This window comes from Mesorhizobium sp. AA23 (assembly GCF_001672435.1).
GTDB lineage: Bacteria > Pseudomonadota > Alphaproteobacteria > Rhizobiales > Rhizobiaceae > Mesorhizobium.
On the sequence record NZ_LYTP01000028.1, the window covers coordinates 359,658 to 385,886 of the forward strand.

The 26,229-nt window shown below is 64.1% G+C and carries 22 protein-coding genes; 10 read left to right on the forward strand and 12 right to left on the reverse strand.

Features of this window, described 5'->3' with window-relative positions:
• Window positions 1–79: 79 nt before the first annotated feature.
• Entirely contained in the window at window positions 80–1,024 is a 945-nt protein-coding gene (locus A9K66_RS21470; RefSeq protein ID WP_082954005.1) for a glycine--tRNA ligase subunit alpha, read from the forward strand.
• On the opposite strand, the gene A9K66_RS21475 is transcribed toward A9K66_RS21470, so the two are convergent.
• Window positions 1,021–1,203, reverse strand: coding sequence for a hypothetical protein (locus A9K66_RS21475; protein ID WP_067327818.1), 183 nt, complete (start codon window positions 1,201–1,203; stop codon window positions 1,021–1,023). The genes A9K66_RS21470 and A9K66_RS21475 overlap by 4 nt on opposite strands.
• A gap of 457 nt (window positions 1,204–1,660) precedes the next feature.
• Between A9K66_RS21475 and A9K66_RS30825 the strand changes: the two genes are divergently transcribed.
• Window positions 1,661–1,837 carry a hypothetical protein gene (locus tag A9K66_RS30825; protein ID WP_197507506.1) on the forward strand — a complete coding sequence of 59 codons (177 nt, stop codon included), beginning with the start codon at window positions 1,661–1,663 and terminating at the stop codon, window positions 1,835–1,837.
• Between the two features lie 69 nt (window positions 1,838–1,906).
• Window positions 1,907–4,339, forward strand: a complete 2,433-nt coding sequence (gene glyS, locus A9K66_RS29745) for a glycine--tRNA ligase subunit beta (protein ID WP_082954007.1) — start codon at window positions 1,907–1,909, stop codon at window positions 4,337–4,339.
• 57 nt (window positions 4,340–4,396) lie between these two features.
• Here the strand turns inward: glyS and A9K66_RS30830 are convergent, their stop codons facing one another.
• On the reverse strand, window positions 4,397–4,879 hold the full coding sequence (locus A9K66_RS30830) for a hypothetical protein (RefSeq protein WP_067327819.1): 483 nt from the start codon (window positions 4,877–4,879) through the stop codon (window positions 4,397–4,399).
• Window positions 4,880–5,155: 276 nt separating this feature from the next.
• Here A9K66_RS30830 and A9K66_RS21500 point away from each other — a divergent pair, with 276 nt between their 5' ends.
• The 3 genes from A9K66_RS21500 to A9K66_RS21510 all read left to right on the forward strand — a co-directional run bounded on the left by A9K66_RS21500 (window position 5,156) and on the right by A9K66_RS21510 (window position 8,380).
• Complete coding sequence (locus A9K66_RS21500; protein ID WP_067328019.1) at window positions 5,156–6,118, forward strand: L-threonylcarbamoyladenylate synthase; 963 nt, start codon at window positions 5,156–5,158, stop codon at window positions 6,116–6,118.
• A 79-nt stretch (window positions 6,119–6,197) separates the two neighbouring features.
• On the forward strand, window positions 6,198–7,628 hold the full coding sequence (locus A9K66_RS21505; RefSeq protein WP_067327820.1) for an FAD-binding oxidoreductase: 1,431 nt from the start codon (window positions 6,198–6,200) through the stop codon (window positions 7,626–7,628).
• Between the two features lie 185 nt (window positions 7,629–7,813).
• Window positions 7,814–8,380 carry a DUF6101 family protein gene (locus A9K66_RS21510; protein WP_067327821.1) on the forward strand — a complete coding sequence of 189 codons (567 nt, stop codon included), beginning with the start codon at window positions 7,814–7,816 and terminating at the stop codon, window positions 8,378–8,380.
• A 164-nt stretch (window positions 8,381–8,544) separates the two neighbouring features.
• On the opposite strand, the gene ubiA is transcribed toward A9K66_RS21510, so the two are convergent.
• Together ubiA and A9K66_RS21520 are read right to left on the reverse strand one after the other, a co-directional pair.
• Window positions 8,545–9,528 carry a 4-hydroxybenzoate octaprenyltransferase gene (gene ubiA, locus A9K66_RS21515; RefSeq protein ID WP_067327822.1) on the reverse strand — a complete coding sequence of 328 codons (984 nt, stop codon included), beginning with the start codon at window positions 9,526–9,528 and terminating at the stop codon, window positions 8,545–8,547.
• 51 nt (window positions 9,529–9,579) lie between these two features.
• Window positions 9,580–9,798 carry a hypothetical protein gene (locus A9K66_RS21520; RefSeq protein WP_067327823.1) on the reverse strand — a complete coding sequence of 73 codons (219 nt, stop codon included), beginning with the start codon at window positions 9,796–9,798 and terminating at the stop codon, window positions 9,580–9,582.
• A gap of 134 nt (window positions 9,799–9,932) precedes the next feature.
• Between A9K66_RS21520 and purD the strand changes: the two genes are divergently transcribed.
• Entirely contained in the window at window positions 9,933–11,213 is a 1,281-nt protein-coding gene (purD, locus tag A9K66_RS21525) for a phosphoribosylamine--glycine ligase (protein ID WP_067327824.1), read from the forward strand.
• Window positions 11,214–11,315: 102 nt separating this feature from the next.
• Here the strand turns inward: purD and A9K66_RS21530 are convergent, their stop codons facing one another.
• The 6 genes from A9K66_RS21530 to A9K66_RS21555 all read right to left on the reverse strand — a co-directional run bounded on the left by A9K66_RS21530 (window position 11,316) and on the right by A9K66_RS21555 (window position 20,298).
• Window positions 11,316–12,683 carry an alpha-glucosidase/alpha-galactosidase gene (locus A9K66_RS21530; RefSeq protein ID WP_067327825.1) on the reverse strand — a complete coding sequence of 456 codons (1,368 nt, stop codon included), beginning with the start codon at window positions 12,681–12,683 and terminating at the stop codon, window positions 11,316–11,318.
• A 20-nt stretch (window positions 12,684–12,703) separates the two neighbouring features.
• Window positions 12,704–14,374, reverse strand: coding sequence for an ABC transporter ATP-binding protein (locus A9K66_RS21535; protein WP_067327826.1), 1,671 nt, complete (start codon window positions 14,372–14,374; stop codon window positions 12,704–12,706).
• A 10-nt stretch (window positions 14,375–14,384) separates the two neighbouring features.
• Window positions 14,385–15,518: an ABC transporter permease gene (locus A9K66_RS21540; RefSeq protein ID WP_067327827.1), complete on the reverse strand. Its 1,134-nt coding sequence runs from the start codon at window positions 15,516–15,518 to the stop codon at window positions 14,385–14,387.
• Window positions 15,519–16,526, reverse strand: a complete 1,008-nt coding sequence (locus A9K66_RS21545; RefSeq protein WP_067327828.1) for an ABC transporter permease — start codon at window positions 16,524–16,526, stop codon at window positions 15,519–15,521.
• A 111-nt stretch (window positions 16,527–16,637) separates the two neighbouring features.
• Complete coding sequence (locus A9K66_RS21550; protein WP_067327829.1) at window positions 16,638–18,722, reverse strand: ABC transporter substrate-binding protein; 2,085 nt, start codon at window positions 18,720–18,722, stop codon at window positions 16,638–16,640.
• Window positions 18,723–18,831: 109 nt separating this feature from the next.
• Complete coding sequence (locus A9K66_RS21555) at window positions 18,832–20,298, reverse strand: alpha-glucosidase/alpha-galactosidase (protein WP_067327830.1); 1,467 nt, start codon at window positions 20,296–20,298, stop codon at window positions 18,832–18,834.
• A 251-nt stretch (window positions 20,299–20,549) separates the two neighbouring features.
• Here A9K66_RS21555 and A9K66_RS21560 point away from each other — a divergent pair, with 251 nt between their 5' ends.
• Entirely contained in the window at window positions 20,550–21,392 is an 843-nt protein-coding gene (locus A9K66_RS21560) for an AraC family transcriptional regulator (RefSeq protein ID WP_082954024.1), read from the forward strand.
• Window positions 21,393–21,404: 12 nt separating this feature from the next.
• Here the strand turns inward: A9K66_RS21560 and A9K66_RS21565 are convergent, their stop codons facing one another.
• Complete coding sequence (locus A9K66_RS21565) at window positions 21,405–22,565, reverse strand: glycoside hydrolase family 25 protein (RefSeq protein ID WP_067327832.1); 1,161 nt, start codon at window positions 22,563–22,565, stop codon at window positions 21,405–21,407.
• 464 nt (window positions 22,566–23,029) lie between these two features.
• Here A9K66_RS21565 and A9K66_RS21570 point away from each other — a divergent pair, with 464 nt between their 5' ends.
• Together A9K66_RS21570 and A9K66_RS21575 are read left to right on the forward strand one after the other, a co-directional pair.
• Complete coding sequence (locus A9K66_RS21570; RefSeq protein WP_067327833.1) at window positions 23,030–24,796, forward strand: acyl-CoA dehydrogenase family protein; 1,767 nt, start codon at window positions 23,030–23,032, stop codon at window positions 24,794–24,796.
• Window positions 24,797–24,823: 27 nt separating this feature from the next.
• On the forward strand, window positions 24,824–25,576 hold the full coding sequence (locus A9K66_RS21575; protein WP_067327834.1) for a crotonase/enoyl-CoA hydratase family protein: 753 nt from the start codon (window positions 24,824–24,826) through the stop codon (window positions 25,574–25,576).
• A gap of 21 nt (window positions 25,577–25,597) precedes the next feature.
• Here the strand turns inward: A9K66_RS21575 and pdxH are convergent, their stop codons facing one another.
• Window positions 25,598–26,215 carry a pyridoxamine 5'-phosphate oxidase gene (gene pdxH, locus A9K66_RS21580; RefSeq protein WP_067327835.1) on the reverse strand — a complete coding sequence of 206 codons (618 nt, stop codon included), beginning with the start codon at window positions 26,213–26,215 and terminating at the stop codon, window positions 25,598–25,600.
• Window positions 26,216–26,229: the final 14 nt, after the last annotated feature.

The window sequence follows — 26,229 nt, forward strand, 5'->3', positions numbered from 1 at the left end:
CTCGATGCGGCGCCCTGCCTTGACGCTTGCCGGCCCGGCAACTAGGGAAAGCCCACTCCCAGCGCTTTCCGAGGCCGCCGTGACCGTCGAGATCCCTGCCCACATGCATCCCAGCCGCTCCTTCCAGGGGCTGATCCTGACCTTGCACAACTACTGGGCAGCTTACGGCTGCGTCATCCTGCAGCCCTACGACATGGAAGTCGGCGCCGGCACCTTCCACCCCGCCACCACCTTGCGCGCGCTCGGCCCGTTGCGCTGGAACGCGGCTTACGTGCAGCCGTCGCGTCGGCCGAAGGACGGCCGCTACGGCGAGAACCCGAACCGGCTGCAGCATTACTATCAATATCAGGTGATCCTGAAGCCGAACCCGCCGAACCTGCAGGAACTCTATCTCGGCTCGCTGGAAGCCATCGGCGTCGATCCGCTGCTGCATGACATCCGCTTCGTCGAGGACGATTGGGAGAGCCCGACGCTGGGTGCCTGGGGCCTCGGCTGGGAGTGCTGGTGCGACGGCATGGAAGTGTCGCAGTTCACCTATTTCCAGCAGGTCTGCGGCATCGAATGCGCGCCGGTGGCGGGCGAGCTCACCTATGGGCTCGAGCGCCTCGCCATGTATGTGCAGGGCGTCGACAATGTCTATGACTTGAATTTCAACGGCCGCGAGGGGCCTGAGAAGGTCACCTATGGCGACGTGTTCCTGCAGGCCGAGCAGGAATATTCGCGCCACAACTTCGAATTCGCCAACACGGCGATGCTGCTTCGGCATTTCGAGGACGCCGAAGCCGAGTGCAAGGCGCTGCTTGCCGCCGGCGCGCCGGCGTCGAACGACAATTCGTCGATGCACCGTCTGGTTTTCCCCGCCTATGACCAGTGCATCAAGGCAAGCCACGTCTTCAATCTGCTTGACGCCCGCGGCGTGATTTCCGTGACCGAGCGCCAGAGCTACATTCTGCGCGTGCGCAACCTTGCCAAGGCTTGCGGAGAGGCGTTCCTGCAAACGCGCGCGGGCGGCTTGGCGACTTAGCCCAAAGTCACGCTGGCGATCTCGGCGGCGGCTGCAATCGGCAACGTGATCTGGACTGTCGCGGCATCAATCGTCCGCAGTGCCTGTCGCACGCCCGGCATCGAGAATGTGCCATGCATCTGGGCGGCGAAGCAGGCGCTCAGTGCCAGGATCTGCAGGATTCTCGATGCCGTCTTCATGGTCGTTCAGCCAATAGTTCTCCGTCTGAGCGTTGGTCGCTTCAGCACTGCGTTTGGTTCATGGGGTGTCTGTTCTTATGACGGGTGGGCTCGCGTCGTCCCGACAAAGAACTGAAAATTTCCTGAAATAGCTCGAACTGCCGACCGGCAGGCAGGGTGACAGGCGCGAGCCGAGTTGCTATGCGCCCTCTACCTCCCCCTTGATGGGGGAGGTCGCCGCGAAGCGGCGGGTGGGGTGACGGGCGCTTCCCTATGCCAAAACTTGATCGGTTCAAGCTGCAGTCCGCACGAAGGCTGCGCGCGGCAATGACCGAGGAGGAACGCAGGCTGTGGCGGCACCTCTGGCGTATTCCGGTCGAAGGAACGCACTTTCGTCGACAAGCGTCGGTTGGCGGTTACTATCCTGACTTTATCTCCCATCGGCTGAAGCTGATCATCGAGGTGGATGGCTTCCAACATGGCTTTGATGGCCAGCAGTGCCATGATGCAGTCCGAACGAGATGGTTTGAGAGCCAGGGCTAACCACGAGATAAAAAACGAACTGGATTCCGTTCTCGATACAATCTATGCGGCTGTGGAAGAACGAAAATCACACCTTGGTCTGCGCGATGGTGCCGAAGGTGCTGGCGGCTGAAACGCCGCCACCCCACCCCGGCGCTGCGCGCCGACCCTCCCCACCAAGGGGGGGGTAAGGAGCTAACTGATGCCTGACCTACTCCTAGAACTCCGCTCGGAAGAAATCCCCGCGCGCATGCAGCGCAAGGCGGCTGGCGATCTTCGCAAGATGCTGACCGACGGCTTGGTCGAGGCGGGTCTGACCTATGAGGCGGCGCGCGAATACTGGACGCCGCGCCGCCTGGCGCTGGACGTGCGCGGGCTGACGGCGCGCTCGAAGGACATTCGCGAGGAGATCAAGGGCCCCTCGACCACCGCGCCCGACCAGGCGGTGCAGGGTTTTCTGCGCAAGGCCGGCCTTTCGTCGATCGCCGAGGCGCATGTCCATTCGGATCCCAAAAAGGGCGACTTCTACGTCGCCCACATCTCGAAGCCGGGCAGGGCGGCGGAAGAGATCATCGCCGAGCTGGTGCCGGGCATCATCAAGAACTTTCCCTGGCCCAAATCGATGCGCTGGGGCGCGGCCTCGGCCAAGCCCGGCTCGCTGCGCTGGGTGCGGCCGCTGCAATCGATCGTCTGCACCTTCGGCCCCGAGACCGAGGAGCCGGTGGTGGTCGATTTCGAGATCGACGGCATCCGCTCCGGCAACGTCACCTACGGCCACCGCTTCCATGCACCGGGCACGATCACCGTGCGCCGCTTCGACGACTATGTGGCGAAGCTCGAAGCGGCCAAGGTCGTGCTTGATGCCGACCGGCGCAAGGAGATCATCCTGGCCGATGCCCGCAATGTCGCCTTCGCCAACGGCCTCGATCTCGTCGAGGACGAGGGCCTGCTGGAAGAGGTCTCCGGCCTGGTCGAGTGGCCGGTCGTGCTGATGGGCGAGTTCGAGCAGGATTTTCTCACCATCCCGGCCGAGGTCATTCGCCTAACCATTCGCGCCAATCAGAAATGCTTCGTGACGTCGCGCCCAACCTCCCCGCTAGAGGGGGAGATGTCGGCGAAGCCGACAGAGGGGGGTGCCGTCCCGCCGTTCTCTCAGCGCGAGGCACTCCCCTCTGCCCTGCCGGGCATCTCCCCCTCAAGGGGGGAGATTGGCCAATCGCCACTCTCCGATCGCTTCATCCTGGTTGCCAATATCGAAGCGAAGGACGGCGGCAAAGAGATCGCCTACGGCAATGGCAAGGTGGTGCGGGCGCGTCTCTCAGACGCCCTCTATTTCTGGAAGACCGACCAGGGCGATCTGCCCGACCTCGGCACGCTGCAAGAGTCGGCGGCGAAGTTCGAGCTGGATCTGAAGAAGCCGCTCGACCAGCGCATGGCGCGCCTTGACCATCTCAACGTCACCTTCCATGCCAAGCTTGGCACACAAGGGCAGCGCGTGGCGCGCATCAAGCGCTTGGCCGAAGAATTGGCGCCGACGGTGGCGAAGTCGATCTCCCCCCTTGAGGGGGAGATGGCCGGCAGGCCAGAGGGGGTTGCTTCGGCTGGTGCGACGCATTCTGGCATTTCGAAGAGGGAAGAGGTTGGCACTCCACGCGAGACGACTCCCTCTGTCGCCTCTGGCGACATCTCCCCCTCGAGGGGGGAGATTACCGCGCTCGTCGCCCGCGCCGCGGTGCTCGCCAAGGCCGACCTGCAGACCGAGGTGGTAGGCGAGTTCCCGGAATTGCAGGGCGCCATGGGCTGCAAATATGCGCTGCTCCAGGGCGAGCATCCGTCGGTGGCCGCGGCCGCCGAGGAGCACTACAAGCCGCAAGGCCCGTCCGACCGGGTGCCGACCGACCCGGTGTCGGTTGCTGTCGCGCTGGCCGACAAGCTCGACACGCTGACAGGCTTCTGGGCGATCGATGAAAAGCCGACAGGCAGCAAGGATCCGTTCGCGCTCAGAAGAGCTGCACTCGGCGTGGTCCGGATCCTGATCGAGAACCGCATTCGCCTCGGACTGACATCGGTCTTCGCCAACGCCTTTGCGAGCTTCGCCGGCGATGCCGCACAAATTTCGGATCTCCTCGGCTTCTTCCATGACCGCCTCAAGGTATATCTCCGCGAGAGCGGTGCACGATACGATCTTATCGACGCCGTCATCACGCCGCAGTCCGACGACCTTCTGCAGATCGTTCGCCGCGTCGAGGCGCTGGGCAAGTTCCTCGACACGGAGGATGGCAAGAACCTGCTTGCCGGTACCAAGCGCGCCGCCAACATCCTGGCTGCCGAGGAGAAGAAGAAAACACGGGTCGCCGAGATTGTTGAGCCGGCGCTGTTCCGCGAGGATGCGGAAAAGAAGCTGTCGGCCGCGGTGAATCAGGCCGAGAAGGAAGCCGGCCAAGCGATTCAAAACGAAGATTTTTCCGCCGCCATGCTGACGCTTAGCGTCTTGCGTGAACCAGTTGATTCATTCTTTGAAGGGGTTCTCGTGAATGATGAGGACCAGGCCGTGCGCGCCAACCGCCTGGCCCTGCTTGCTCGCATCCGCGCCGCCACCGACCAGGTCGCCGATTTTTCAAAAATCGTCGGCTGACAACCAGAATGCCGGTCGGAAGCTGCATGCTCCGTAAGGCGCGGGAGGCCGTCGCGCCTACATCGCCTTGCTGAACCGCGGCGGCGTCGGGGCAGCTTCCGGTTGGGCTTCCGGTTGGGTCTCGCCGTCAGACGCGGTTGCCGTCGTGGCGGGGTTGTTCTCGGAAGCGTTGGTATCGCCGTTGGGGGCAGCCTGAGCCGTGCCGTTGGGGGGCGTGGCCGCAGCCGTGCCGTTGGGAGGCGTGCCGGCGGGCGCGGTGCCGTTTGCCGGTGTCGCGGCCTCCTTGGCCGGGGCAGCCGCCGCGGGCGTCGCCGAGGCGCCGCCGACGATGCCGCCGCGAATGATCGTCGGCGGCTGCGCGTGCCTCTGTCCGGATTTCTCCGGGATCGCGGCCACTTTCTCATCGGTGACGGCTGGCACCGGCTCGCCGAGCGCCACAACTGACGGTGTAGCCTTGCCGGGCTCGATCGCGGCCAGCCTGACAATGGATGGCGTCGAGGTCGCCGCGCCGAGCACGACGATGGACGAAGCCTGTGCCAAGCCGCTCGTCGTCAGAAGACCGATAACGACCGCTCCTAGAGCAATTCCAGGAAAGGGACGTAACAGCTTTCCGTTCGCAATTGCATCAAAGCAAGACATACGCATCACGACAACTCTCCGCCCACCAACCGGAAATCCGCACCCTAGCGTCGGCGAATTGATGCCGACTTGCGCGGAAACTTAACATTTTAGGGATTGATAAATCGCCAATGCGCGCCCTTGCCCCTGCTGCCATGCCGTATTACGGGACCGGCATGTTCAGGATCGGTGGTGAATTTGGCTGAGATACTTGGCGTCGGCGAGGCGATGGAAAGGGCGCTGGCGCTGCTCGAAGGCGGCGATGTTGTCGCCATCCCGACCGAGACCGTTTACGGACTGGCAGGTGACGCCACCAATGGGGCTGCCGTGGCGCGTATCTTCGAGGCCAAGGGGCGCCCGCGCTTCAACCCGCTGATCGCCCATGTCGCCGACCTCGCCATGGCAAACCGCATTGCTACATTCGATCTATTGTCAACAAAGCTGGCGGAAGCTTTCTGGCCCGGTCCGCTGACGCTGGTGTTGCCGCAGCGCGCGGAAAACGGCATCCATCCGCTCGTCACAGCCGGGCTTGACACGATCGCGCTGCGCATGCCGAGAGGCTTCGGCGGCGAGCTGATCGCGAGATTGGGCCGGCCGCTCGCGGCGCCGAGCGCCAATTCCTCCGGCAGGATCAGCGCCACGACGGCCGAGGCCGTGTCGGCCGATCTCGGCGGGAAGATCAAGCTGGTGGTCGACGGCGGCGCGACGCCCGTCGGCCTGGAATCGACCATCGTCAAGATCGAGGACGGCAAGCTGCGTCTGCTGCGACCCGGCGGCATCGCTGCCGGGGACATTGAAGAGGCGGCCGGCGCAAAGCTGATGCGCGGTGCTGCCGGCATCCAGGCGCCCGGCATGCTCGCCTCGCATTACGCGCCCGGCGCATTGATGCGGCTCAACGTCGGCAAGATCGCAAGCGGCGAGGCGCTGCTCGCCTTCGGCCGCGCTCGCGCTGAAGGCTGGCAGGATGCCGTGGCGCTGCGCAATCTTTCCGAGGCGGGGGATCTGCGGGAGGCCGCCGCCAATCTGTTCGCCTATATGCAGGCGCTCGACCGCAGCGGCGCGGCCACGATCGCCGTCGAGCCGATCCCGGCCGACGGCTTGGGCGAGGCGATCAACGACCGGCTCGCGCGCGCCGCCGCCCCGCGTGACAAGATCGACTGAGCCTATCTCTTTGTTTTGACGCAATTCCGGACGGAAAACCGCTTCACACTTTTCCTGGAATTGCTCTAGGTTTGGGCGCATGAACGACCAGCCCTTCGACCTCGATCCTGCCCTCATCGACCGCTTCGCTGCCATCGTCGGCGACAGATACGCGCTGCGCGATCAGGCTGACATCGCGCCCTACATCGCCGAGCGGCGCGGCCTCTGGCATGGCCGGACACCGCTGGTGCTGAGGCCAGGCAGCGTCGAGGAAGTGAGCCGCATCATGCGGCTCGCGACCGAGACCGGCACGCCGGTCGTGCCGCAGAGCGGCAACACCGGGCTGGTCGGCGCCCAAGTGCCGGACAAGTCCGGCCGCGACATCGTGCTCTCGCTGTCGCGGCTGAACCGCATCCGCGAGATCGATGTCCTGTCGAACACCATCACCGCCGAGGCCGGCGTCATCCTGCAGACGCTCCAGGAAGCGGCCGACGCTGCCGACCGGCTGTTCCCGCTGTCGCTTGCAGCCCAAGGCTCCTGCCAGATCGGCGGCAATCTCTCTTCCAACGCCGGGGGCACCGGCGTGCTTGCCTATGGCAATGCGCGCGAGCTTTGCCTCGGCGTCGAAGTGGTGCTGCCGACCGGCGAAGTGTTCGACGATCTGCGCAAGCTGAAGAAGGACAACACCGGCTACGATCTGAAAAACCTCTTCGTCGGCGCCGAGGGCACCCTCGGCGTCATCACCGCCGCGGTGCTGAAGCTCTTTCCGAAGCCGAAGGGCAGGGAGGTTGCCTTCGCCGGCCTGTCGTCGCCCCAGGCAGCGCTCTCGCTGTTCAGCTTGGCGATGGATCGCGCCGGTGCTTCGCTCACGGCTTTCGAGCTGATCGCCAAACGGCCTTACGACTTCACGCTTAAGCATGGGCAAGGGATCACCCGACCGCTGGCGGATGACTGGCCGTGGTATGCCCTGATGCAGGTCTCTTCAGGTCGCTCGGAAGAAGATGGCAAGGCGCTGATCGAGGAGATTCTTTCGGCCGGCCTCGATCAGGGTATCGTCGGCGATGCGGTGGTGTCGGCAAGTCTTGCCCAGGGCGACGCCTTCTGGAATTTCCGCGAGACGCTGCCAGAATGCCAGAAGCCGGAGGGCGCCTCGATCAAGCACGACATCTCGGTGCCGATCGCCTCGATCCCGGAGTTCATCGAAAAGGCGGCAGGCGTGGTCCAGACTGTCTGTCCCGGCGCCCGCGTCGTCTGCTTCGGCCACATGGGCGACGGCAATCTTCACTACAACATCTCTCGCCCGCTGGATTGGCAGGACGACCCGTTCCTTGAGCTCTACCACCCGATGAACAAGGCCGTGCACGATGTCGTGCGTTCCTTCCACGGCTCGATCTCGGCCGAGCACGGCATCGGCCAATTGAAGCGCGACGAGCTGATCGCCACGGCCCCGCCAATGGCGATCGATCTGATGCGCCGGGTGAAGGCGGCCTTCGACCCGGCCGGCATCATGAATCCCGGTAAGGTTATCTAATTCTTCCAACATCTTGTGGCTGGTCGCATTCCGATAACCATCGGCTCCGATCAGCAAAATTTAACTGACTTTCTTAAGCGCGGCGGTAAGAAGCGAGCGCTAATGTTTCCCGCATAACGAGGCCGGAAAAACCGGCCCGGAGAGAACCGGAAAACGGCCCTCAGGAGAAACAGGAAGGCATTCGAATGAACACTGGACTGAAGCCAGTCTGGGCGGGGCGCAACATGCGTCTCGACCCGTTTCGCCTGCCGCAGATGGTAAGCTATGCCACGCGCGACGACTATGGCGATGTAACCTTCACCATCGACCCGCGCGGCGCCGTCATTCGCCGCACGCTGGAGATGAGCGGCGTGCCGGCGATCATCGCGCTGCCCGCCAATGCCTTCCGTGGTGTCGCCGCCCGCGCCATGGAGGATCCGGACGGCAATGTCACCGTGACTTTGGAACTTCTGCACAATGATCCGATGCTGTCGGTGCCGCTTTTGGTCGCCGACGATCTCGACGACGTCGCCGCCGACTGGCGCGCCTGGGCCGACGCTTATCGCCTGCCGATGCTTCTGATCGAGGCCGACGGCGTCGCCCGCACGCTGGAGGAATCGCTGGGCGCCGCAATCAAAGCGCTGCCGCCGCAGGAACGCCGCCAGGGCCGTGTCTCCAACATGCGCCGCCCGCGCTTCCTCGCCCGCCGCAGGACCGGCAATCTCGGCCTGCGTCTCGTCGTCGGCGGTGAGGAGATTATCGCGCGCGAATAGCAGCGACCCTTCCCTTCTCCCCCTTGTGGGAGAAGGTGTCGCCGAAGGCGACGGATGAGGGGTTCTCCAGGAAACGCCGAGCTCTCACTCCGCTGAAACACCCTCAACCGTCTCGGCACTGCGCGCCGATCCACCCTCCCACGACAAGGGGAGAAAGAGAGGCGCTACACCAGCGGCTTCAGCACCACCCAAAACGCCCCGCCGATCAGCCCCAGAAAAATCAGCCAGCCGACCTGGTTGTTCGACTTGAACAGCTTCAGGCACTGATCGGGATCGTTGATGTCGAGCCGGATGATCTGGCGCGCCATATGCGCGCCGGCGGCAATCAGCCCGGCCAGCGCCGGCATCGGCACTTGAGCCGAGGCAAAGGCGATGGCGAAGCAGGCAAGCGTGCCGCCATAGAGCCCGGTGAGCCAGGTCTTCGTGTTGTCGCCGAACAGGCGTGCCGTCGAGCGCACGCCGACGATGGCGTCGTCTTCCTTGTCCTGATGCGCGTAGATCGTGTCGTAGCCGATCACCCACAGGATCGAGCCGATATAGAGCATGATGGCGGGGCCATCGAGATCGCCGAACTCGACCGCCCAGCCCATCAGCGCGCCCCAGGAGAAGGCGAGCCCGAGCACGAATTGCGGCCAATTGGTGATGCGCTTCATGAACGGGTAGATCGCGACAATGGCCAGCGAGGCGATGCCGAGCGGAATGGCGAAGCTGTTGAACTGCAAAAGCACTGCGAGCCCGACCAGCGCCTGGATGATCAGAAACGCCCAGGCCTGGCGGCGCTTCACCTTGCCGGCCGGCAGCGGCCGCGAGCGGGTGCGCTCGACCTGGTTGTCGATGTCTTCGTCGACGATGTCGTTGTAGGTGCAGCCGGCGCCACGCATGGCGACGGCGCCGATGAAAAACAGGAACAGGTACCAGGGCGCGGGCAACAGCGTCAGCAGCGGATCCGTCGGCCGCGGATAGGCGCTGGCCGCAAGAGCCGCCGACCACCAGCAGGGCCACAAGAGCAGCTGCCAGCCGATCGGCCGGTCCCAGCGCGCAAGCTGCGCATAGGGCCACAGCCAGCGCGGCAGCACCCGGTAAACCCAATGGCCGCTCGGCGCGTCCGCGACGCGGCCCTGGGCTGCTTTCGACTGGATGGTTTCCATCGTGCTGGAGTGGCAGCAGCGATGGGCGCCGTCAAGCAGCCGCGTTGTCGCTCAGGCAGTGAAAACATCGTGACTGGCGAACCATGCTTTCGCTGTCTCGATGAAGGCGAGTGCCGCCTTCGATAGGCGCAGGCGCGCGTCGCGGGCGAGAACAATGCGCTGCATGGGAAGCACATCAAGCCCGGCCAGAAGTTGCGCGAGGACTGGTTCCCTGTCGTTTTCCGGAGCTGAGTCGACTTTGGATTGGGCCGGGCGGGATCGGTTTCCCATCGGCAAATTGCCTCATTGCGTCTTGATGTGGGCAATCTTCCCGTGTGCAATCGCCCCCCGAAACGCCAAGATGCCTTGACCCGTCGCCCTTGGACCAATAGCGGGTTCGGGGAGACGATCAGCAAGAGGTGGCCATGAACGTTCTTCTTCTCGGCTCCGGCGGCCGCGAACATGCGCTTGCCTGGAAGATCGCCGCGTCGCCGCTGCTGACGAAGCTCTATGCTTCGCCCGGCAATCCCGGCATCGGCCGTTTCGCCGAACTGGTCAAGCTGGACATCGCCGACCACTCCACTGTGGCCGCCTTCTGCCAGGAGAAGAAGATCGACCTCGTCGTGGTCGGTCCGGAAGGGCCGCTGGTGGCTGGCATTGCCGATGATTTGCGCGCCTGGGGCATCCGCGTCTTCGGCCCCTCCAAGGCGGCGGCGCGGCTCGAAGGCTCGAAGGGCTTTACCAAGGATCTTTGCGCCAAGTTCAACATCCCGACCGCAGCCTATGGCCGCTTCGGCGATCTCGCCGCGGCCAAGGCCTATGTCGAAAAGATGGGCGCGCCGATCGTCATCAAGGCTGACGGCCTTGCCGCCGGCAAGGGCGTCACCATCGCCATGAAGCTGGAGGAGGCGCTTGCCGCGCTCGACGCCTGTTTCGACGGCGCTTTTGGCTCCGCCGGCGCCGAGGTCGTCGTCGAGGAATATCTGACCGGCGAGGAGGCGAGCTTCTTCTGCCTCTGCGACGGCGCCACCGCGCTGCCCTTCGGCACCGCGCAGGACCATAAGCGCGTCGGCGACGGCGATACCGGTCCGAACACCGGCGGCATGGGCGCCTATTCGCCGGCGCCGGTGATGACGCCCGAGATGACCGAGCGCACCATGCGCGAGATCATCGAGCCGACGATGCGCGGCATGGCCAATCTCGGCGCGCCTTTCGCCGGCATCCTCTTCGCCGGTTTGATGATCACCGACCAAGGCCCCAAGCTGATCGAGTACAACACCCGCTTCGGCGATCCCGAATGCCAGGTGCTGATGATGCGGCTGAAGGACGACCTGCTCGTCCTGCTCAACGCCGCTGTCGACGGCCAGCTCGCGCACATGTCGGTCCGCTGGAGCGACGACGCGGCCCTGACCGTGGTGATGGCGGCGAGGGGCTATCCCGGCACGCCGGAAAAGGGCTCGGTCATCCGCGGTCTCGACGAGGCCGCCAGCGACGGCGCCGAAATCTTCCACGCGGGCACCGCCATCAATGGCGGCGCGCTCGTCGCCAATGGCGGCCGCGTGCTCAACGTCACCGCAACCGGCGCAACCGTCGGGGAGGCACAAAAAAAGGCCTACGGGGCGACCGATCATATCGACTGGCCGCAGGGTTTCTTCCGCCGCGACATCGGCTGGCGCGCCGTCGAGCGCGAGCAGACCGGCAAATAGGGCATTTCACCGTTTCACGGAAACGGCGAAATCTCCCGTCTATTTGTTTTGACGCAATTTCGGACGGAAAACCGCTTCTCACTTTTCCTGAAATTGCTCTAATCAGGCAGCCTTGCTCTTGCCTGGTCGCGCCCAGGCCGGCAACCAGTCCCCATGCGCTGCAAGCAGGTCGTCGACCAGCGACCAGATCTGATCGAGATCGAGCTCGGCCGCCGTGTGCGGGTCCATCATCGCCGCGTGGTAGATGTGCTCGCGGCTCTCGCTCATCAGCGCCCGCACCGTCAATTCCTGAACATTGATGTTGGTGCGGATCAGCGCCGTCAGCTGCGGCGGCAGCTCGCCGATATAGGTCGGCTGGATGCCGGAAGCATCGACCAGGCACGGCACTTCCGCCGCGCAGTCTAAAGGCAGCGAGGTGATGCAGCCATTGTTGCGGATATTGCCGTAGATGACCGACGGCTCGCCGGTCCACACCGAGTTCATGATCGAGGAGGCATATTCCTTTGACTGCTCGACCTCGATCCGGTCGGCCAAGCGGTAGGCCTCCGCCTGACCCTTCCAGCGTTCGATCTGCTCGATGCACCGCTTCGGATATTCGTCAAGCGGGATGCCGTATTTCTCGATCAGGTCGGGGCGACCTTCCTTGATGAAATAGGGCGTGTATTCGGCGAAATGCTCCGAGCTTTCGGTGACGAAATAGCCGAGCCGGGTCAGCATCTCGTAGCGCACCTTGTTGGGGCAGCGCGGGTTCCAGCCGGGCTTCGGCGCGCGGCCTTCGCGATAGGCGCGGACAAGGTCGGGATAGAGGTCGCGGTAGGAGCCGTCCGGCTGGCGATGCTCGAACTTGAGGTAAAACGCCATGTGGTTGATGCCAGCTGCGCGGTAGCGGATCTCCTCATAGGGAAGGTCGAGGTCGTGCGCCAGCTCCATCGCCGTGCCCTGCACCGAATGGCAGAGCCCAACCTGTTTGATCTGGGGGAATTTCGCGGCGATCGCCCAGGTGTTGATCGCCATTGGGTTGACGTATTGCAGCATGATCGCGTCGGGGCAGACGGCGAGCATGTCCTCGCAGATCCTCCACAGATGCGGCACCGTCCTCAGGCCCCGCATGATGCCGCCGACGCCCAGCGTGTCGGCGATCGTCTGGCGCAGGCCATATCTCTTGGGCACCTCGAAGTCGGTGACGGTGCAGGGCTCGTAACCGCCGATCTGGAAGGCGACGACGACGAAATCGGCACCGGACAGCGCCTTGCGTTGGTCGGAATAGGTCTCGGCCTTCGCCTTCACGCCGAGGGTCGCGATCAGCTTGTTGACGACGATGGCGCTCTCTTCCAGCCGCTGCGGGTTGATGTCCATCAAAGCGATCGTCGCGCCCGACAGCGCCGGGCGCTGCAGCACGTCGCCGACAATGTTCTTCATGAACACCGTCGAGCCGGCGCCGATGAAGGTGATCCTGGGATTTCTTGCCACTGTGAGCCTCCGGAATATGGTCACGCCACGTCGAAAGCGGCCCGGACGAGCCGTTCGGTGTAGGCGGTCTTGGGACTGGTGAGGACCTCGTCTACGGGCCCCTGTTCGACGATCTTGCCGTGCTGCATGACGATCACGCGGTGGCAGAGCGCCCGCACCACCTTGAGGTCGTGCGAGATGAAGAGATAGCTCAAGCCGCGCTCGTCCTGCAGCTTGCGCAGCAGGTCGATGATCTGCGCCTGGACGGAAAGATCGAGCGCCGATGTCGGCTCGTCGAGCAGGATGAATTCCGGCTCCAGTGCGATGGCCCGCGCGATCGCGATGCGCTGCCGCTGGCCGCCCGAAAATTCGTGCGGAAACCGCGACAGGATATCGCCGGGCATGCCGGCGCTGACCAGCGCCTCACGCACCCGCTCGATCCGCTCGCGCCGTGTGGCCCCGATCCTGTTCACGACCAGGCCTTCCTCGATGATCTGGCCGATCGTCATGCGCGGGTTGAGCGAGGAGAACGGATCCTGGAAGACGATCTGCATGCGCGAGCGCAGCGGCCGCATCTCGGCGCGCGTGAGATCCTGGATCGGCTGGCCATCGAAGCGGATCTCGCCGCGCCTCGCGTCGAGCAGCCGAAGCAGCGCCTGACCGAAAGTGGTCTTGCCGGAACCGGATTCGCCGACCAGGCCCAGCGTCTCGTGACGGCAAAGTTTGAGGTCGAGATCGTCGACCGCAACCAGCTCGCGCCAGTCCGGCTTAAGGAACGTGCCGTGCCGCAGCGTGAAGCAGACGCGCACGCCGTTCGCCTCGAGGATCGTGCTGGACTTATCGGGCAGCGGCTTCGGCCGGCCGTGTGGTTCGGATGCGAGCAGCCGCTTTGTGTAGGGATGCTGCGGATCGGCGAAGAGCCGCTCGGTGACGTTATGCTCGCGCATCTCGCCATGCTGCATGACATAGACATAGTCGGAGAACTTGCGCACGACGGTGAGATCGTGCGTGATCAGAACCACCGCCATCCGCATTTCTTTCTGCAGATTGCGGATCAGGTTGAGGATCTGCGCCTGGACGGTGACGTCGAGCGCGGTGGTTGGCTCGTCGGCGATCAGTACATCGGGCTCGTTGGCCAAAGCCATGGCGATCATGACGCGCTGCCGCTGGCCGCCGGAGAGCTGGTGCGGATACTGCTTGAGGCGTGCTTCGGGTTCGGGAATCTGGACATGCCGCAAAAGCTGAAGCGCTCGCGCCCAGGCCTCTTTGCGGCTCACCTTGCGGTGCACCCTGATCGCTTCGACGATCTGGCTGCCGACCGAATAGATCGGGTTGAGCGAGCTCATCGGCTCCTGGAAGATCATCGAGATGCGATTGCCGCGCAGCTTGCGCCGGGCGCTCTCGGCGAATTTCAGGATATTTTGCCCGAGATAGTCGACGCTTGACCTCGGCGATACCGTCGCCCGCCGCGACAAGAGCCCCATGACGGTGCGCGCCGTCACCGATTTGCCGGATCCGGATTCGCCGACGATCGCGATCGTCTCGCCGCGATAGAGCTGGAACGAGACGTTCTTCACCGCCTCGACGAAGCCGTGCTCGACCTTGAAGGCGACTTCGATGTTGCGGGCGTCGATGACCGGCTGGTCCTGGCGTCCGTCATGGTCGAGCCGGACGGCGGGAGCGAAGGATTCGGCAAGCGCGATCGTCGTCATTCCTGCCACCTCAATAGGGATCGACGGCATCGCGCAGGCCGTCGCCCAACGCGTTGAAGGCAAAAACGGTGATCAGCACGAAGCCGACCGGCGACAGAATCCACGGATAGGTGCCGATGACCGAATAGGTCGCGGTGTCCTGCAGCATCAGGCCCCACGAGATCAGCGGCGGCTTCACCGCGAAGCCGAGGAAGCCGAGGAAGGATTCCAGAAGCACCACCGTTGGGATCGCCAGCGTCACGGCGACGATCACATGGCTCATCACATTGGGAAAGATGTGCTGGATGATGATCCGCCGATCGGTGGCGCCCACCGCCATGGCCGCGCGCACATAGTCGATGCGCGCCAGCGCCAGCGTCTTGCCGCGTACCTCGCGCGACATCTGCGCCCAGCCAAGCGCCGACATGACGATGATGACGAAGGCGAGAAAGACATTGGTCGGCGCGGTGACCGGGATCAGCGTCGTCAGCGCCAGGTAAAGCGGCAGTTGCGGGAAGGCGAGCACCAGTTCGACGAAGCGCTGCATCCAGACATCGAACCGGCCGCCGAAATAGCCGGACACCATGCCGACGCTGGTGCCGATCACCGTGATGATGAAGACCACCGTCAGCGCGATCATCAGCGAGACGCGCGAGCCGTAGATGGCGCGCGACAGCACATCGCGGCCGAACTTGTCGGTGCCGAGGAAATGCACCGGCTGGCCGTCTATCGAGCCGAAGAAATGCCGGTTCGCCGGGATGAGGCCGAAGAGTTTGTAGGGAGCGCCCTCGACGAAGAAGCCGAGCAGTCGTGGATGATCGTAATCGGGGCCGACGATCGGCTGGAAGGTCACCGGGTCGAGGTCGGTCGATTCGGCCAGCGCGTAAATCCTTGGCCGCGCGACGAAGTTGCCGTCCTTGTCGTGAAGGCTAGCCACCTGCGGCGGCGCGAAGGCGATATCGGTCGCTTTCGGGTCAAGAGGCGCGAGGAATTCCGCGAACAGGGTCATGAGAAGCAGCAGCACGACCAGGCATAGCCCGGCCATGCCGGTCCAGGAGCGCTTCAGCCGGCGCCAGACAAGCGCGATGTAGCTCTCGTTGCCATGCGCGGCCGGAATCGCGGCTCCTTCGGCGGGTGGCGGGGGCGAGGGATCGCGGGCCAGCATCTAGTGCTCCCCGAACTGGCGCACGCGGGGGTCGAGCAGGACCAGCAGCATGTCGGCGATGATGTTGCCGACGATCAGCGTCGCCGACAGAACCATCATGAAGGTTGCAGTCACATAGACATCGCCCACCGCCATCGAGCCCACGATCGCCGGCCCGACGGTCGGCAGCGCGAAAATGATCGCCGTCTCGATCTCGCCGGTCAGCATGTAGGGCAGCACCACGCCTTGATACATGACCAATGGATGCAGCGCATTGGGCACGGCATGGCGCATCACCACGGCGCCGCCAGTCAGGCCCTTGGCTTTGGCCGTCTCGACATATTGCGCGTTGAGCGTGTCGAGCAGGTTGCCGCGCATGACGCGCATATTGTAGGCGAGCCCGCCGAAGGTCGCGATCGCCACCACCGGCCAGACATGCTTGACCAGGTCGAGGAATTTTGCCCACGACCATGGCGCGCCGCCATATTGCGGCGAGAAGAAGCTGCCGATCTCCGACACGTTGAACTGGAAGACCAGCAGGTAGACGATGATCAGCGCCATCAGGAAGCGCGGCACCGTCATGCCGAGGAAGGAGATGGCCGAGAGCGTCGAGTCGATCCAGGAATACTGGCGGGTCGCCGCCCAAATGCCGAAGCTTATGCCCAGCACCGAGGCGAGCAGGTGGCAGACCAGCGCCAGGAGCAGCGTGCGCGGCAGGCGCTCGCCGACCACGTCCGCCACCGGCCTGTTGTAGTAGAGGCTGTAGCCGAAATCGCCGCGCGTGACGATGCCGCCGATCCAGTTGAGATACTGAACGGGCAGCGGCTTATCGAGGCCGTGTTCTTTCCGGTAGGCCTGGGCCTGTGCATCCGCCTCGGCATAGGAGGCGCCGCCCTGGTTGATGAGCTGCGATTTGATGTAGTCGGCATAGTCGCCCGGCGGCGCCTGGATGATGGCGAAGGTGACCAGGCTCAAGATGGCGAGCACGGGAAGCGCCGACGCTATGCGCATGAGCAGGAATCGCAACATGGATGGTCGGCTTCCTTTGCTGGCCGGTCGCGCCTTGGGCGCACCGGAGATTTGGCTTTGTCCGGCCGCGCCAGCTGGCGCGACCGGAGTTCTCTTCGTCAGGGAGGTTAACTAGTTCATCGGCCCCTTGTCTCCGGGCTTGCCGGGAAGCTCGTCGGGGAAGAGCTCATATTTCGCCTGTTTGTCGGCTGCGACGAAGACGCGTTCGCGAATGATCGAATCCTCGGCCCAGTTGAACATGAAGATCGGCGTTCCCTGCGGGATGTTGGAGAAGCGCTTGTTGACGATCAGCGCGCCGGGATATTCGGTTAGCCCGACATTGTAGACGTGCTCGGTCGAGATCTTTTGGAACTTCTTCATCAGGTCGGCGCGCTGGTCGTTGTCCTGCGTCGTGACGAACTTGTTCACGATGTCGACGAGGTCCTTCTCGAACGGCATCAGATCGACTTCGCCGCTTTCAGGCGCGCGATGGTTCCAACTAGTCTTGGGACCGACCGGAGCGAGTTGCTCCGTGTTCTGCACAACGGAGGTGAGCTCCTGGTCATTGCGCCGGATCAGCCAGTCGAAGCGGCCGGAATACTGGATCGCGTCGCGCTGCGTGCCGTTGACCCCGTTGAGCACGACCCTCAGCCCAAGCTTCTCCATCTGCGCCACGACGCCCTCGGCAAGGCTTTTGTCGGTGGTGTAGTCATTGTTGACCAGCATCACGATCTCGACGTTCTTGCCGCCGGCGGTGCCCGCCGGGAAGTTCACGAAGCCGTCGCCGTCGGTATCCTTGAGACCGGCCTTGGCGAGCTCGGCCTTGGCCCCTTGGAGATCGAACGGGTAATAAACCGTCGACTTGCGGTCATAGAAGCTGGTGCCGGAGGAGAAGCCGCCGGGATAGATGGCGGTGAACGGTCCCTTGACCAGCGAGTCGCCGAGCGCCTTGCGGTCGATCGCCATGGTCACGGCCTTGCGGAAATCCTCGTTGCGGTTCAATTCGCGGATCGCTTGGCCTCGCTCGTCCGGGTTGCCCCAGCCATTGGCGGAAAAATTCATACGCAGATTGTAGCCGATGAGCCGCGGACCGAAGGCAAGCCGTGCCGGCGCGTTCTTGTCAGCCGCGCGCTTCAGCGAGGCGACGAAGTTCTCGGGCTGCTCGAGATTGGAGAAGTCGCCCGAGCCTGCGACGGCCTGGACGTCGCGATCTGCCCAGGTCGAGAGCTTGTATTGCAGCTCGTTGAGATAAGGCAGTTGGTTCCCCTTCTCGTCGACCTTCCAGTAGTAAGGATTGCGCCGCATGACGATGATGTCGTCCGGGCGGTATTCGACCGGCACCCAGGCGCCCATCACCGGCATGTTCATGTATTCCGGCGGGAAGGCGTTCTTGAACTGGTCGTAGGTGTTCTTCGAATATTTCGGATGCTGCGGCTTCAAAATGTGCGCCGGGCCGGGGCAGAAGGTGCCGTAGGCCATCGCATAGAGATATTGCCTCGGAAACGCTTCCTTGAACGTCCATTCGACGGTGTAGTCGTCGATCTTCTTGAGCATCGTGCCGACGCCGAAGGTTTCCGGCGTCGCCCCGTTGAGCGGCGACACGTTGGGGTCGACGACCTCGTCGTCCCAGTAGAACATGACGTCGTCGGCGTTGAAGGGCACGCCGTCCGACCATTTGGCGCCTTCGACGAGATGCATGGTGAGCTTGTGGCCGTCTTTCGACCACTCCCAGCTCTTGGCAAGGTTCGGCAGCGGCTCGGTGTCCTTGGCATCGACCTGGAACAGCGGCGCGGTGCGTGTCAGGCATTCGGAAAGCGCGATGTCGATGCCGCCCCAGCCTTGCGTCTGGCCGGCACCGTAGTTCCAGCCTTCCGGCCTGCCGCCGATGACATGGCGCATCGTGTCACCATAGACGCCGATGCCGTCCGGCATGTTGGCGGTCTTGAAGACCAGCGGTTCCTTGGGCAGCCTGTCCTTGAGCGGCGGCAGCTTGCCGGTCTTGACGTATTTCTCCGTCACCCAGTCCGGCTCGTGATATTCGGGCAGCGCCTTGAACTCCAGGATGGAGTCGCGCGCCACATAATGGATCTTGCCCTCGGCCGGGAATGTCGCCGGCTCGGGCGGGATCGTCGGTTCAGAAGCGAAAGCGGTGAGCACCGGAATAGAAACGCCGAGCGCCAGTCCGGCGGCAATGCCAATTCTATGTAAGTTTCTCATTGTCTCCTCCCAGATGTTTTGAACGTCTGCTGCTTGCCCGCCGCTTGATCTTTATTTTGGGGGCCGTTTTCGGCTGATCTGCCTCCTGCAGGTCCGCCTGCCCGAAATCTCAGCCGGCCTGTTTCAGTCCCGCCTTTTCGGCGCGCAGTTCCTCGATCGAGCGCACGTTGCGCCGCGCCGCGCCCGCCCATTCGCGGGTCTTGACCTTCGACTTCGCAAGCCGCTCCTTTGCCGCCGGCACAGCATCGGCATATTGCGGCAGCCAGGCGGCCTGGGCGACGACCATCTCGTCCACCATCTGCCAGACCTCCTCCGGCGTCGACACCGCGCCGACCAGCGGATCGTGCAGCATGGCGAGCTTCAAGAGATCGATGTCGCCGGCGATCGCGGCATGCACCGACATGCGCTGGACGTTTATCGAGGACATGCAGGTGGCGGCGCATGGCTCGGGCAGCGTGATGCCGGCGGCCATGTTGATGCCGAACCGATCGACGAAGCCGGGTGACTCGATGATGGCGTCCTGCGGCAGGTTGGTGATCACGCCGTTGTTCTTGACGTTGAAGTGGCCGCGATAGACGCGGTTGGTTTCCAGCGCCTCGAGGATGTGGCTGGCATGCTCGTTGGAGCGCCTCGCCGGGTCGATCGGCTTCGAAGCCGCTTCGAGGAACTGTGGATACTCGGTCTCGAACCAATTGCGGGTCTCGGTCGAGTAGCGGAGATAACCGCCCGTCTCGCCATGGATCCAGTCCGACATGTCGATCCAGCGTGTGATCTCGTCGGGGCGCTTGCGGTACCACGGCAGGTATTCGGACAGATGCCCGTTGCTTTCGGTCGAATAGACGCCGAAGCGCTTCAGCACGTCGATGCGCAGCTTCTCCTGCTTCGAATAGACCGGATGCGCTTCGAAGGCGGCGACCAGCTCGTCCTTGCCGATCGCGCGGCCGTTCAGCCTGAGCTCGATGAACCAGGTCTGGTGGTTGATGCCGGAGCAGACATAGTCGAGCTCCCTGGGCGACTTCGCGCCGAGCACCTCGGCGATCTGTTCGGCGCCGTGCTGCACGCCGTGGCAGAGCCCGACCGTGTCGACCTTGCCGTATTCGATCGCGGCCCAGGTGTTCATCGCCATCGGGTTGGCGTAGTTCAGGAACTTGGCGTCGGTCTCGGCGACCTCGCGGATGTCCTTGCAGAAGTCGAGGATCACCGGGATGTTGCGCTGGCCGTAGAGGATGCCGCCGGCGCAGATCGTGTCGCCGACGCATTGGTCGATGCCGTATTTCAGCGGGATGCGGATGTCGTCGGCATAGGCTTCGAGACCGCCGACGCGCACGCAGCTGATGATGTAGCGCGCGCCTTCCAGCGCCTTGCGGCGGTCGGTCGTCGCCGTCACTTTGGTCGGCAGCCCGTTTGCTTCCACGATCCGATCGAGGATCGCCTGGATCATCCCGAGATTGTGCTCGCTGATGTCGGTCAGCGCGAATTCGATGTCCTTGAATTCGGGCACGCAGAGAATGTCGGTGAACAGCTTCTTGGTGAAGCCGACGCTGCCGGCGCCAATAATAGCGATTTTGAAGCTCATCACCTTCACCTCGATCCAATCGAATGTTAGGCAAGGAGCAGCAAGGGAGGATATGGCCGCGCGCCGGCAGGCGCGCTCGCCATGTGGAGCCCGAAATCCGGCTCTTTCTCCTCCCGCCCGCTCCTCGACCGCGGGTCTTTCCCGTTCTTGAGTGAGCCGGATTATGCGCTTATTCGCTGGCGCGGCCAGAGAAGGATTATGCTTTCGAGGGTAATTTTGTGCTGCAGGATCTGATCGCCAATGGAAAGCTGATGCGCACGATCTCGCTGCCGCGCGGGCGCCAGCGCCTGCACGCCATGCCGACCAGCACCGGCTACGAGGTGCGCGAGGACGAGACTTACGACTGGGACGGGCGAAAGCGCGGCCAGACCCCGTTTACCGTGCTCCAGCATACGATCAGCGGCACCGGGCAATTGCGCTATGAAAGCCGCAGTTACCGCCTGCAGGCGAGCGATACGCTGCTGGTGCTGGTGCCGCACAACCATCGCTACTGGCTGGCCAAGGGCGACCGCTGGGAATATTTCTGGATCTCGATGAACGGCGAGGAGGCGCTCCGCGTCCACAAGTCGATCCTCAGCGTCTCAGGTCCCGTGTTCCGGCTGCAGCCGGCGACCATCGATCACCTTGCCGATTGCAGCCTGCGCCTGATCAAGGGCGCCGCCTCGCCGGGCGCGGCCTCGGCGATCGCCTATGAGGCGGCGATGGCGCTTTACGACGATGTCTTCGGCTCGCACGCCTTCGCCGAGAAGCAGAGCGCCATGCAGTCGGTCATCGATCACATCAACGCCAATCTCGACAAGCCGCTGCCGGTGGCGGAGCTGGTCGAAATCAGCGGCCTCAGCCGCGCCCATTTCTCGCGCTGCTTCGCCGAGAGCGAAGGATTGCCGCCGGCCGAATTCGTCCTGCAGCAGCGGCTGCAGCGCGCCGCCAAGTTGCTGACCAAGGCCGATTTCCTGCCGGTAAAGGAAGTCGCTGTTCTGTGCGGTTTCGACGACCCCAACTATTTTTCCAAGGTGTTTCGCCGCTGCTACGGCATCACGCCCACACAGTTCCGCACCACCGGCATGTATGCCAGCCTGGGCAATCATCGTTGACGCTGCCGTTGACTACTGCCTGCGGTGGTCGAGCGTCGTCGATGCAGTGCTGACCGGATCGGCGGCCGCGAAGGCGGCGTCGAGCTGTTCGGGCGTGCGCTGTCCGGCTCGTTTCCAGGCGACATATTGCACGATGCCGAAGCTCGGGCGCTGCGGCACGGTCTTGACCACCGGCATTCGGAATCCGTCGCGGAATTTCTCCCAGCGCGCGCCGAGCACCGCGACCATTTCCTCGATGGTCGGCGGCGTCGCCACATCGGCATAGGTGATGGTGACCTTGCCGGCGAGGCCCGCTTCGCGCGGGATCGGCACCGGGATCGAGGCGAGGTAATCCGCCGGCACGTCGATCAAGCCGCCAAAGGCCCATTGCTGGCGCAACGCATCGGCTTTCATCGGCGCGACGCTGACGTCGATGTCGTTGGGCGTGCCCGGCACGCGATAGGGGCAGCTGAAGCGGCCGCAATTCGCCTTTGCCGCGAACTGCCAGAGCGCGTAACCCTGCCAGTTGCCCATCGGGAAATGCACGTCGATGTCCGGCTTGTAGCGCGCATACCAGAGCGGCAACCGCGACAACAGCCGGTAGGTGTAACGGTTGTCGGCGATGTACTGGGCGGTCTTGCCGTTCGAGTAGAGCACCGGGAAGCGGCCGAGGCGGCGATGCACCTGGCGCACGAATTCTTCCGCATCCTCGAGCGACATCCATTGCGTGGGGTCGATGCCCTCGATGTCGAGGGCAATGAGATCGTCCGGCGCCGGCTCGGCGAAATCGATGAAATTGTTGGCTTGCTCGACCGGATTGCCGGGGCGGGCGAGGTGATAGGCGCCCCACTTCAGGCCGAGCGCCTTCGCCACCACCTTGCGTGTCTGGAAAAGCTCGCGCGTCACCGCATGGCGCTTCCACAGCGCCTTGCAGAGCTTCACCTCGGTCTCGTCGCCGAAGCAGAAATAGGGCGGCGGCAGCCCGTCGGACGCCTTGTTGATGAAGCCGACAATGCGCTTGTCGGTGGCAAGCTCAGCCCAATCGATGGAGTTGTATTCGTAGGCGTCGATCACCAGCGCGCGGTCGGCATTCTTCCACGGCTCGGAGAAATCCGAGGCCTTTGCCGCCGTGCCCAGCGCAACCGCAGCCGCGAGAAGCGCCAGGCGGCGAAGAGGTCGCGCCGGCTTTTTCAATCAGGGTGTCCCCACTGACCAGAGGACGATCCTGAACCGCTATGGTTAAGGAAGTGCTGTCAACCCGCGCGCCGGAACAGCGACTGAATCTCGAACTGATCGGGCCCGGCTCCTGCGGCAGCGTGCCGTCGGCCGGCGCGCTTCTTGTGACGCGCCAGCGACCATTCTGGTGGTTCACCGGTGGGAAGGGACCGGGCCATGCCACGGCCTGTCCGCAAGTACGACCAGGGATCCACTCGGGTCCCCTTCCCACTTCAAACCAGACACCGGACCAACACACACGATCCTCGGGTGGTACGCGTCCGCTTCGCTCCCGCTCCACCCGTGGATGACGAAGTCTACGCTTGCAAAATCCGCGTGTTTGACGTTTACGTAAAAAGAAGGGCGTAGGCCGCCCGAAGAATGGATGGTCTCGCTTCGGCTGCGCGACTACGGTTGGCCGCACTGGAGGAGAAGCAGGCACAATGTATCGCGCACCGGTCGAGGACATCGCCTTCACGCTGAAGCAGGTGGCCGGCCTGAAGCCGGCGCTGGACGCCGGCACCTTCGGCGACCTCGGCGAGGACCTGGTCGACGCGATCCTGGCCGAGGCCGGGCGCTTCGCCAGCGAGGAGGTTGCGCCGCTCTACAAGATCGGCGACGAGCATGGCGCGGTGCTTGTGGATGCCGCCGTCACCACGCCGCCGGGCTGGAAGGAGCTTTACCGGCGCTGGATCGAAGGCGGCTGGAACGCGCTGTCCGGGCCGGCCGAATATGGCGGCCAGGGCCTGCCCACCATGCTCGGCGTCGCCGCGCTCGAAATGTGGAACTCCGCCGCCATGGCCTTCGGCATCGGTCCGACGCTCACCATGGGCGCGGTCGAGGCGCTCGACAAGCACGCCTCCGAGGCGCTGAAGGCCAAATACCTCGCCAAGCTCGTCTCGGGCGAGTGGATGGGCACGATGAACCTGACCGAGCCGCAGGCCGGCTCGGACCTCGCCGCTTTGCGCACCCGTGCCGAGCCTGCCGGCGACGGCAGCTACCGCATCTTCGGCCAGAAGATATTCATCACCTATGGCGAGCACGATTTCACCGACAACATCGTGCATCTGGTGCTGGCGAGGCTGCCCGACGCGCCCGCCGGCACGCGCGGCATCTCGCTCTTCCTGGTGCCGAAGTTCCTGGTCGATGACGATGGCTCGCTCGGCGCCCGCAACGACGTCTTCTGTTCCGGCCTCGAGCACAAGCTCGGCATCCATGCATCGCCGACCTGCACCATGATCTATGGCGACGGTTTTGAGGGCATGACGCCCGGCGCCATCGGCTGGCTGGTCGGCGAGGAGAACAAAGGGTTGGCCTGCATGTTCACGATGATGAACAACGCTCGTCTCGCGGTGGGCATGCAGGGCGTTGCGGTGGCCGAAACCGCCACGCAGAAGGCGATCGCCTATGCCAATGAGCGCCGGCAGGGCAAGGCATCTGATTATTCAGGGTCCGGCATGGCGCCGATCGTCCGTCACCCGGACGTGCAGCGCAATCTTCTCACCATGCAGGCGCTGACGCAGATCGCGCGTGCTATCGCCTATACCTGTGCGCACGCCATCGACCGTGCCCGTGTCGCCGAGGGCGAGGCCGCCGCCAACTGGCGCGACCGCGCCAATCTCTTGACGCCGCTGGCAAAAGCCTTTTCGACCGATGTCGGCGTCGAGGTCGCTTCGCTGGGGATCCAGGTGCATGGCGGCATGGGCTTCATCGAGGAGACGGGCGCGGCGGCGCTCTATCGCGACGCCCGCATCGCGCCGATCTATGAAGGCACCAACGGCATCCAGGCGATCGACCTCGTCTCGCGAAAACTGCCGCTCGGCGGCGGCGAGCACGTGCATCGCTATATCGGCGAATTGAAAGCGATGGCCGATGCGGTGCGCACCTCCAACATCGAGGGTTTTGGCCGCACCGCCGACAATCTCGATCGCGCGCTTGCCGATCTCGACGAGGCGACGCGCTTCTTGCAAAGGCTGATGGCCGACGGCAAGGCGGATGCCGCGATGGCTGGCGCCACGCCCTATCTGCGCCTGATCTCGCTCGCCGCGGGCGGCGCTTATCTGGCGCAGGGCGGCCTAGCCGACCGCGGCCGAGTCGCGCTTTGCCGCTTCTTTGCCGAAAACCTCCTAGGCGAGACGCGCGCGCTCAAGGAGCGCGTCATCGACGGCGCCGAAAGCCTCGCCGCCGCCGGCAAGGCGCTGATCGCCTGAACAGCCAGTCAGCCGAAGGAACCGATCGTGACCGACCATATCCTCATCGAGCGCCGGGGCGCCGTGCAGATCATCCGCATGAACCGGCCTGAGAAGAAGAATGCGCTGACACGTGCCATGTACGCGAAAATGTCGGCCGCCCTTTCTGAAGGTGATGCCGATCCGACGGTTCGCGTCCATGTCTTTCTCGGCGTGCCCGGTGCCTTTTCCGCCGGCAACGATCTTGCGGATTTCCTGGTGATCGCCACCGGCGGCGAGGGCGGGAATGAGGTGTGGGATTTCCTGATGGCGCTGGCCAAGGCGGAGAAGCCGATGGTCTCGGGTGTCGATGGCATAGCGGTGGGCATCGGCACCACGCTCAATCTGCATTGCGACCTGACCTTCGCCACGCCGCGCACGCTCTTCCGCACGCCCTTCGTCGACCTCGGCCTCGTGCCGGAGGCCGGCTCCAGCCTGCTCGCGCCGCAGATCCTCGGCCGCCAGGGCGCCTTCGCGCTGCTCGGTCTCGGCGAAGGTTTTTCGGCTGAGCGCGCCAAGGCCGCCGGCCTGATCTACGATGTGGTCGCGGAAGACGCCCTGGAAGGCGCGCTGCTGGCTGCGGCGGCCGAGATCGCCGCCAAGCCGCCACAGGCGCTTAAAATTGCCCGCGATCTGATGCGTGAGCCGCGCGAGGAACTCGTCGCCCGCATCAAGGTCGAGAGCGAGCATTTCCGCGAGCGGCTGAAGTCCGACGAGGCGCGCGCCGCGTTGACCGCCTTCATGACCCGCAAGAAAGGCTGAAAATCTCCGCTCTCGGCGACCTCAGGGGTAGAGCCGCGTCTTGTCCCAGCCGCCGGCGTCGTTTCTCGAGAACACGATGCGGTCATGCAGCCGGAACGGGCGGTCGTGCCAGAACTCGATCGTCTGCGGCAAGATGCGGAAGCCCGACCAGTGTTTCGGCCGCGGGATTTCGCCGATCGCATAGCGCGCCGTGTATTCGGCCACCGCCTTCTCCAGCGCGAAACGGCTTTCCAGCGGCCGCGACTGTTTGGAGGCCCAGGCGCCGATGCGGCTGCCGCGCGGCCGCGTCGCATAATAGGCGTCGGCCTCGGCGTCGCTGACGATCTCCACCGGCCCGCGCACGCGCACCTGGCGGCGCAGCGATTTCCAGTGGAAGCACATCGCCGCCTTCATGCTGCCAAGAATCTCGCGGCCCTTGGCGCTCTCGAAATTCGTGTAGAAGACAAATCCCCGTTCGTCGAACCCCTTGAGCAGCACCATCCGCACATCCGGCATGCCGTCGGCGTCGACGGTTGCCAACGCAACGCCGTTGGGGTCGTTGATCTCGCTCTTGACGGCGTCGTCCAGCCACTCGGCAAACAGCCGGAACGGCTCCAAAGCCTCGGCGAAGTCACCGCTTGTTAACTCGCTTTCGTTCATAGTTTTCCAAATTT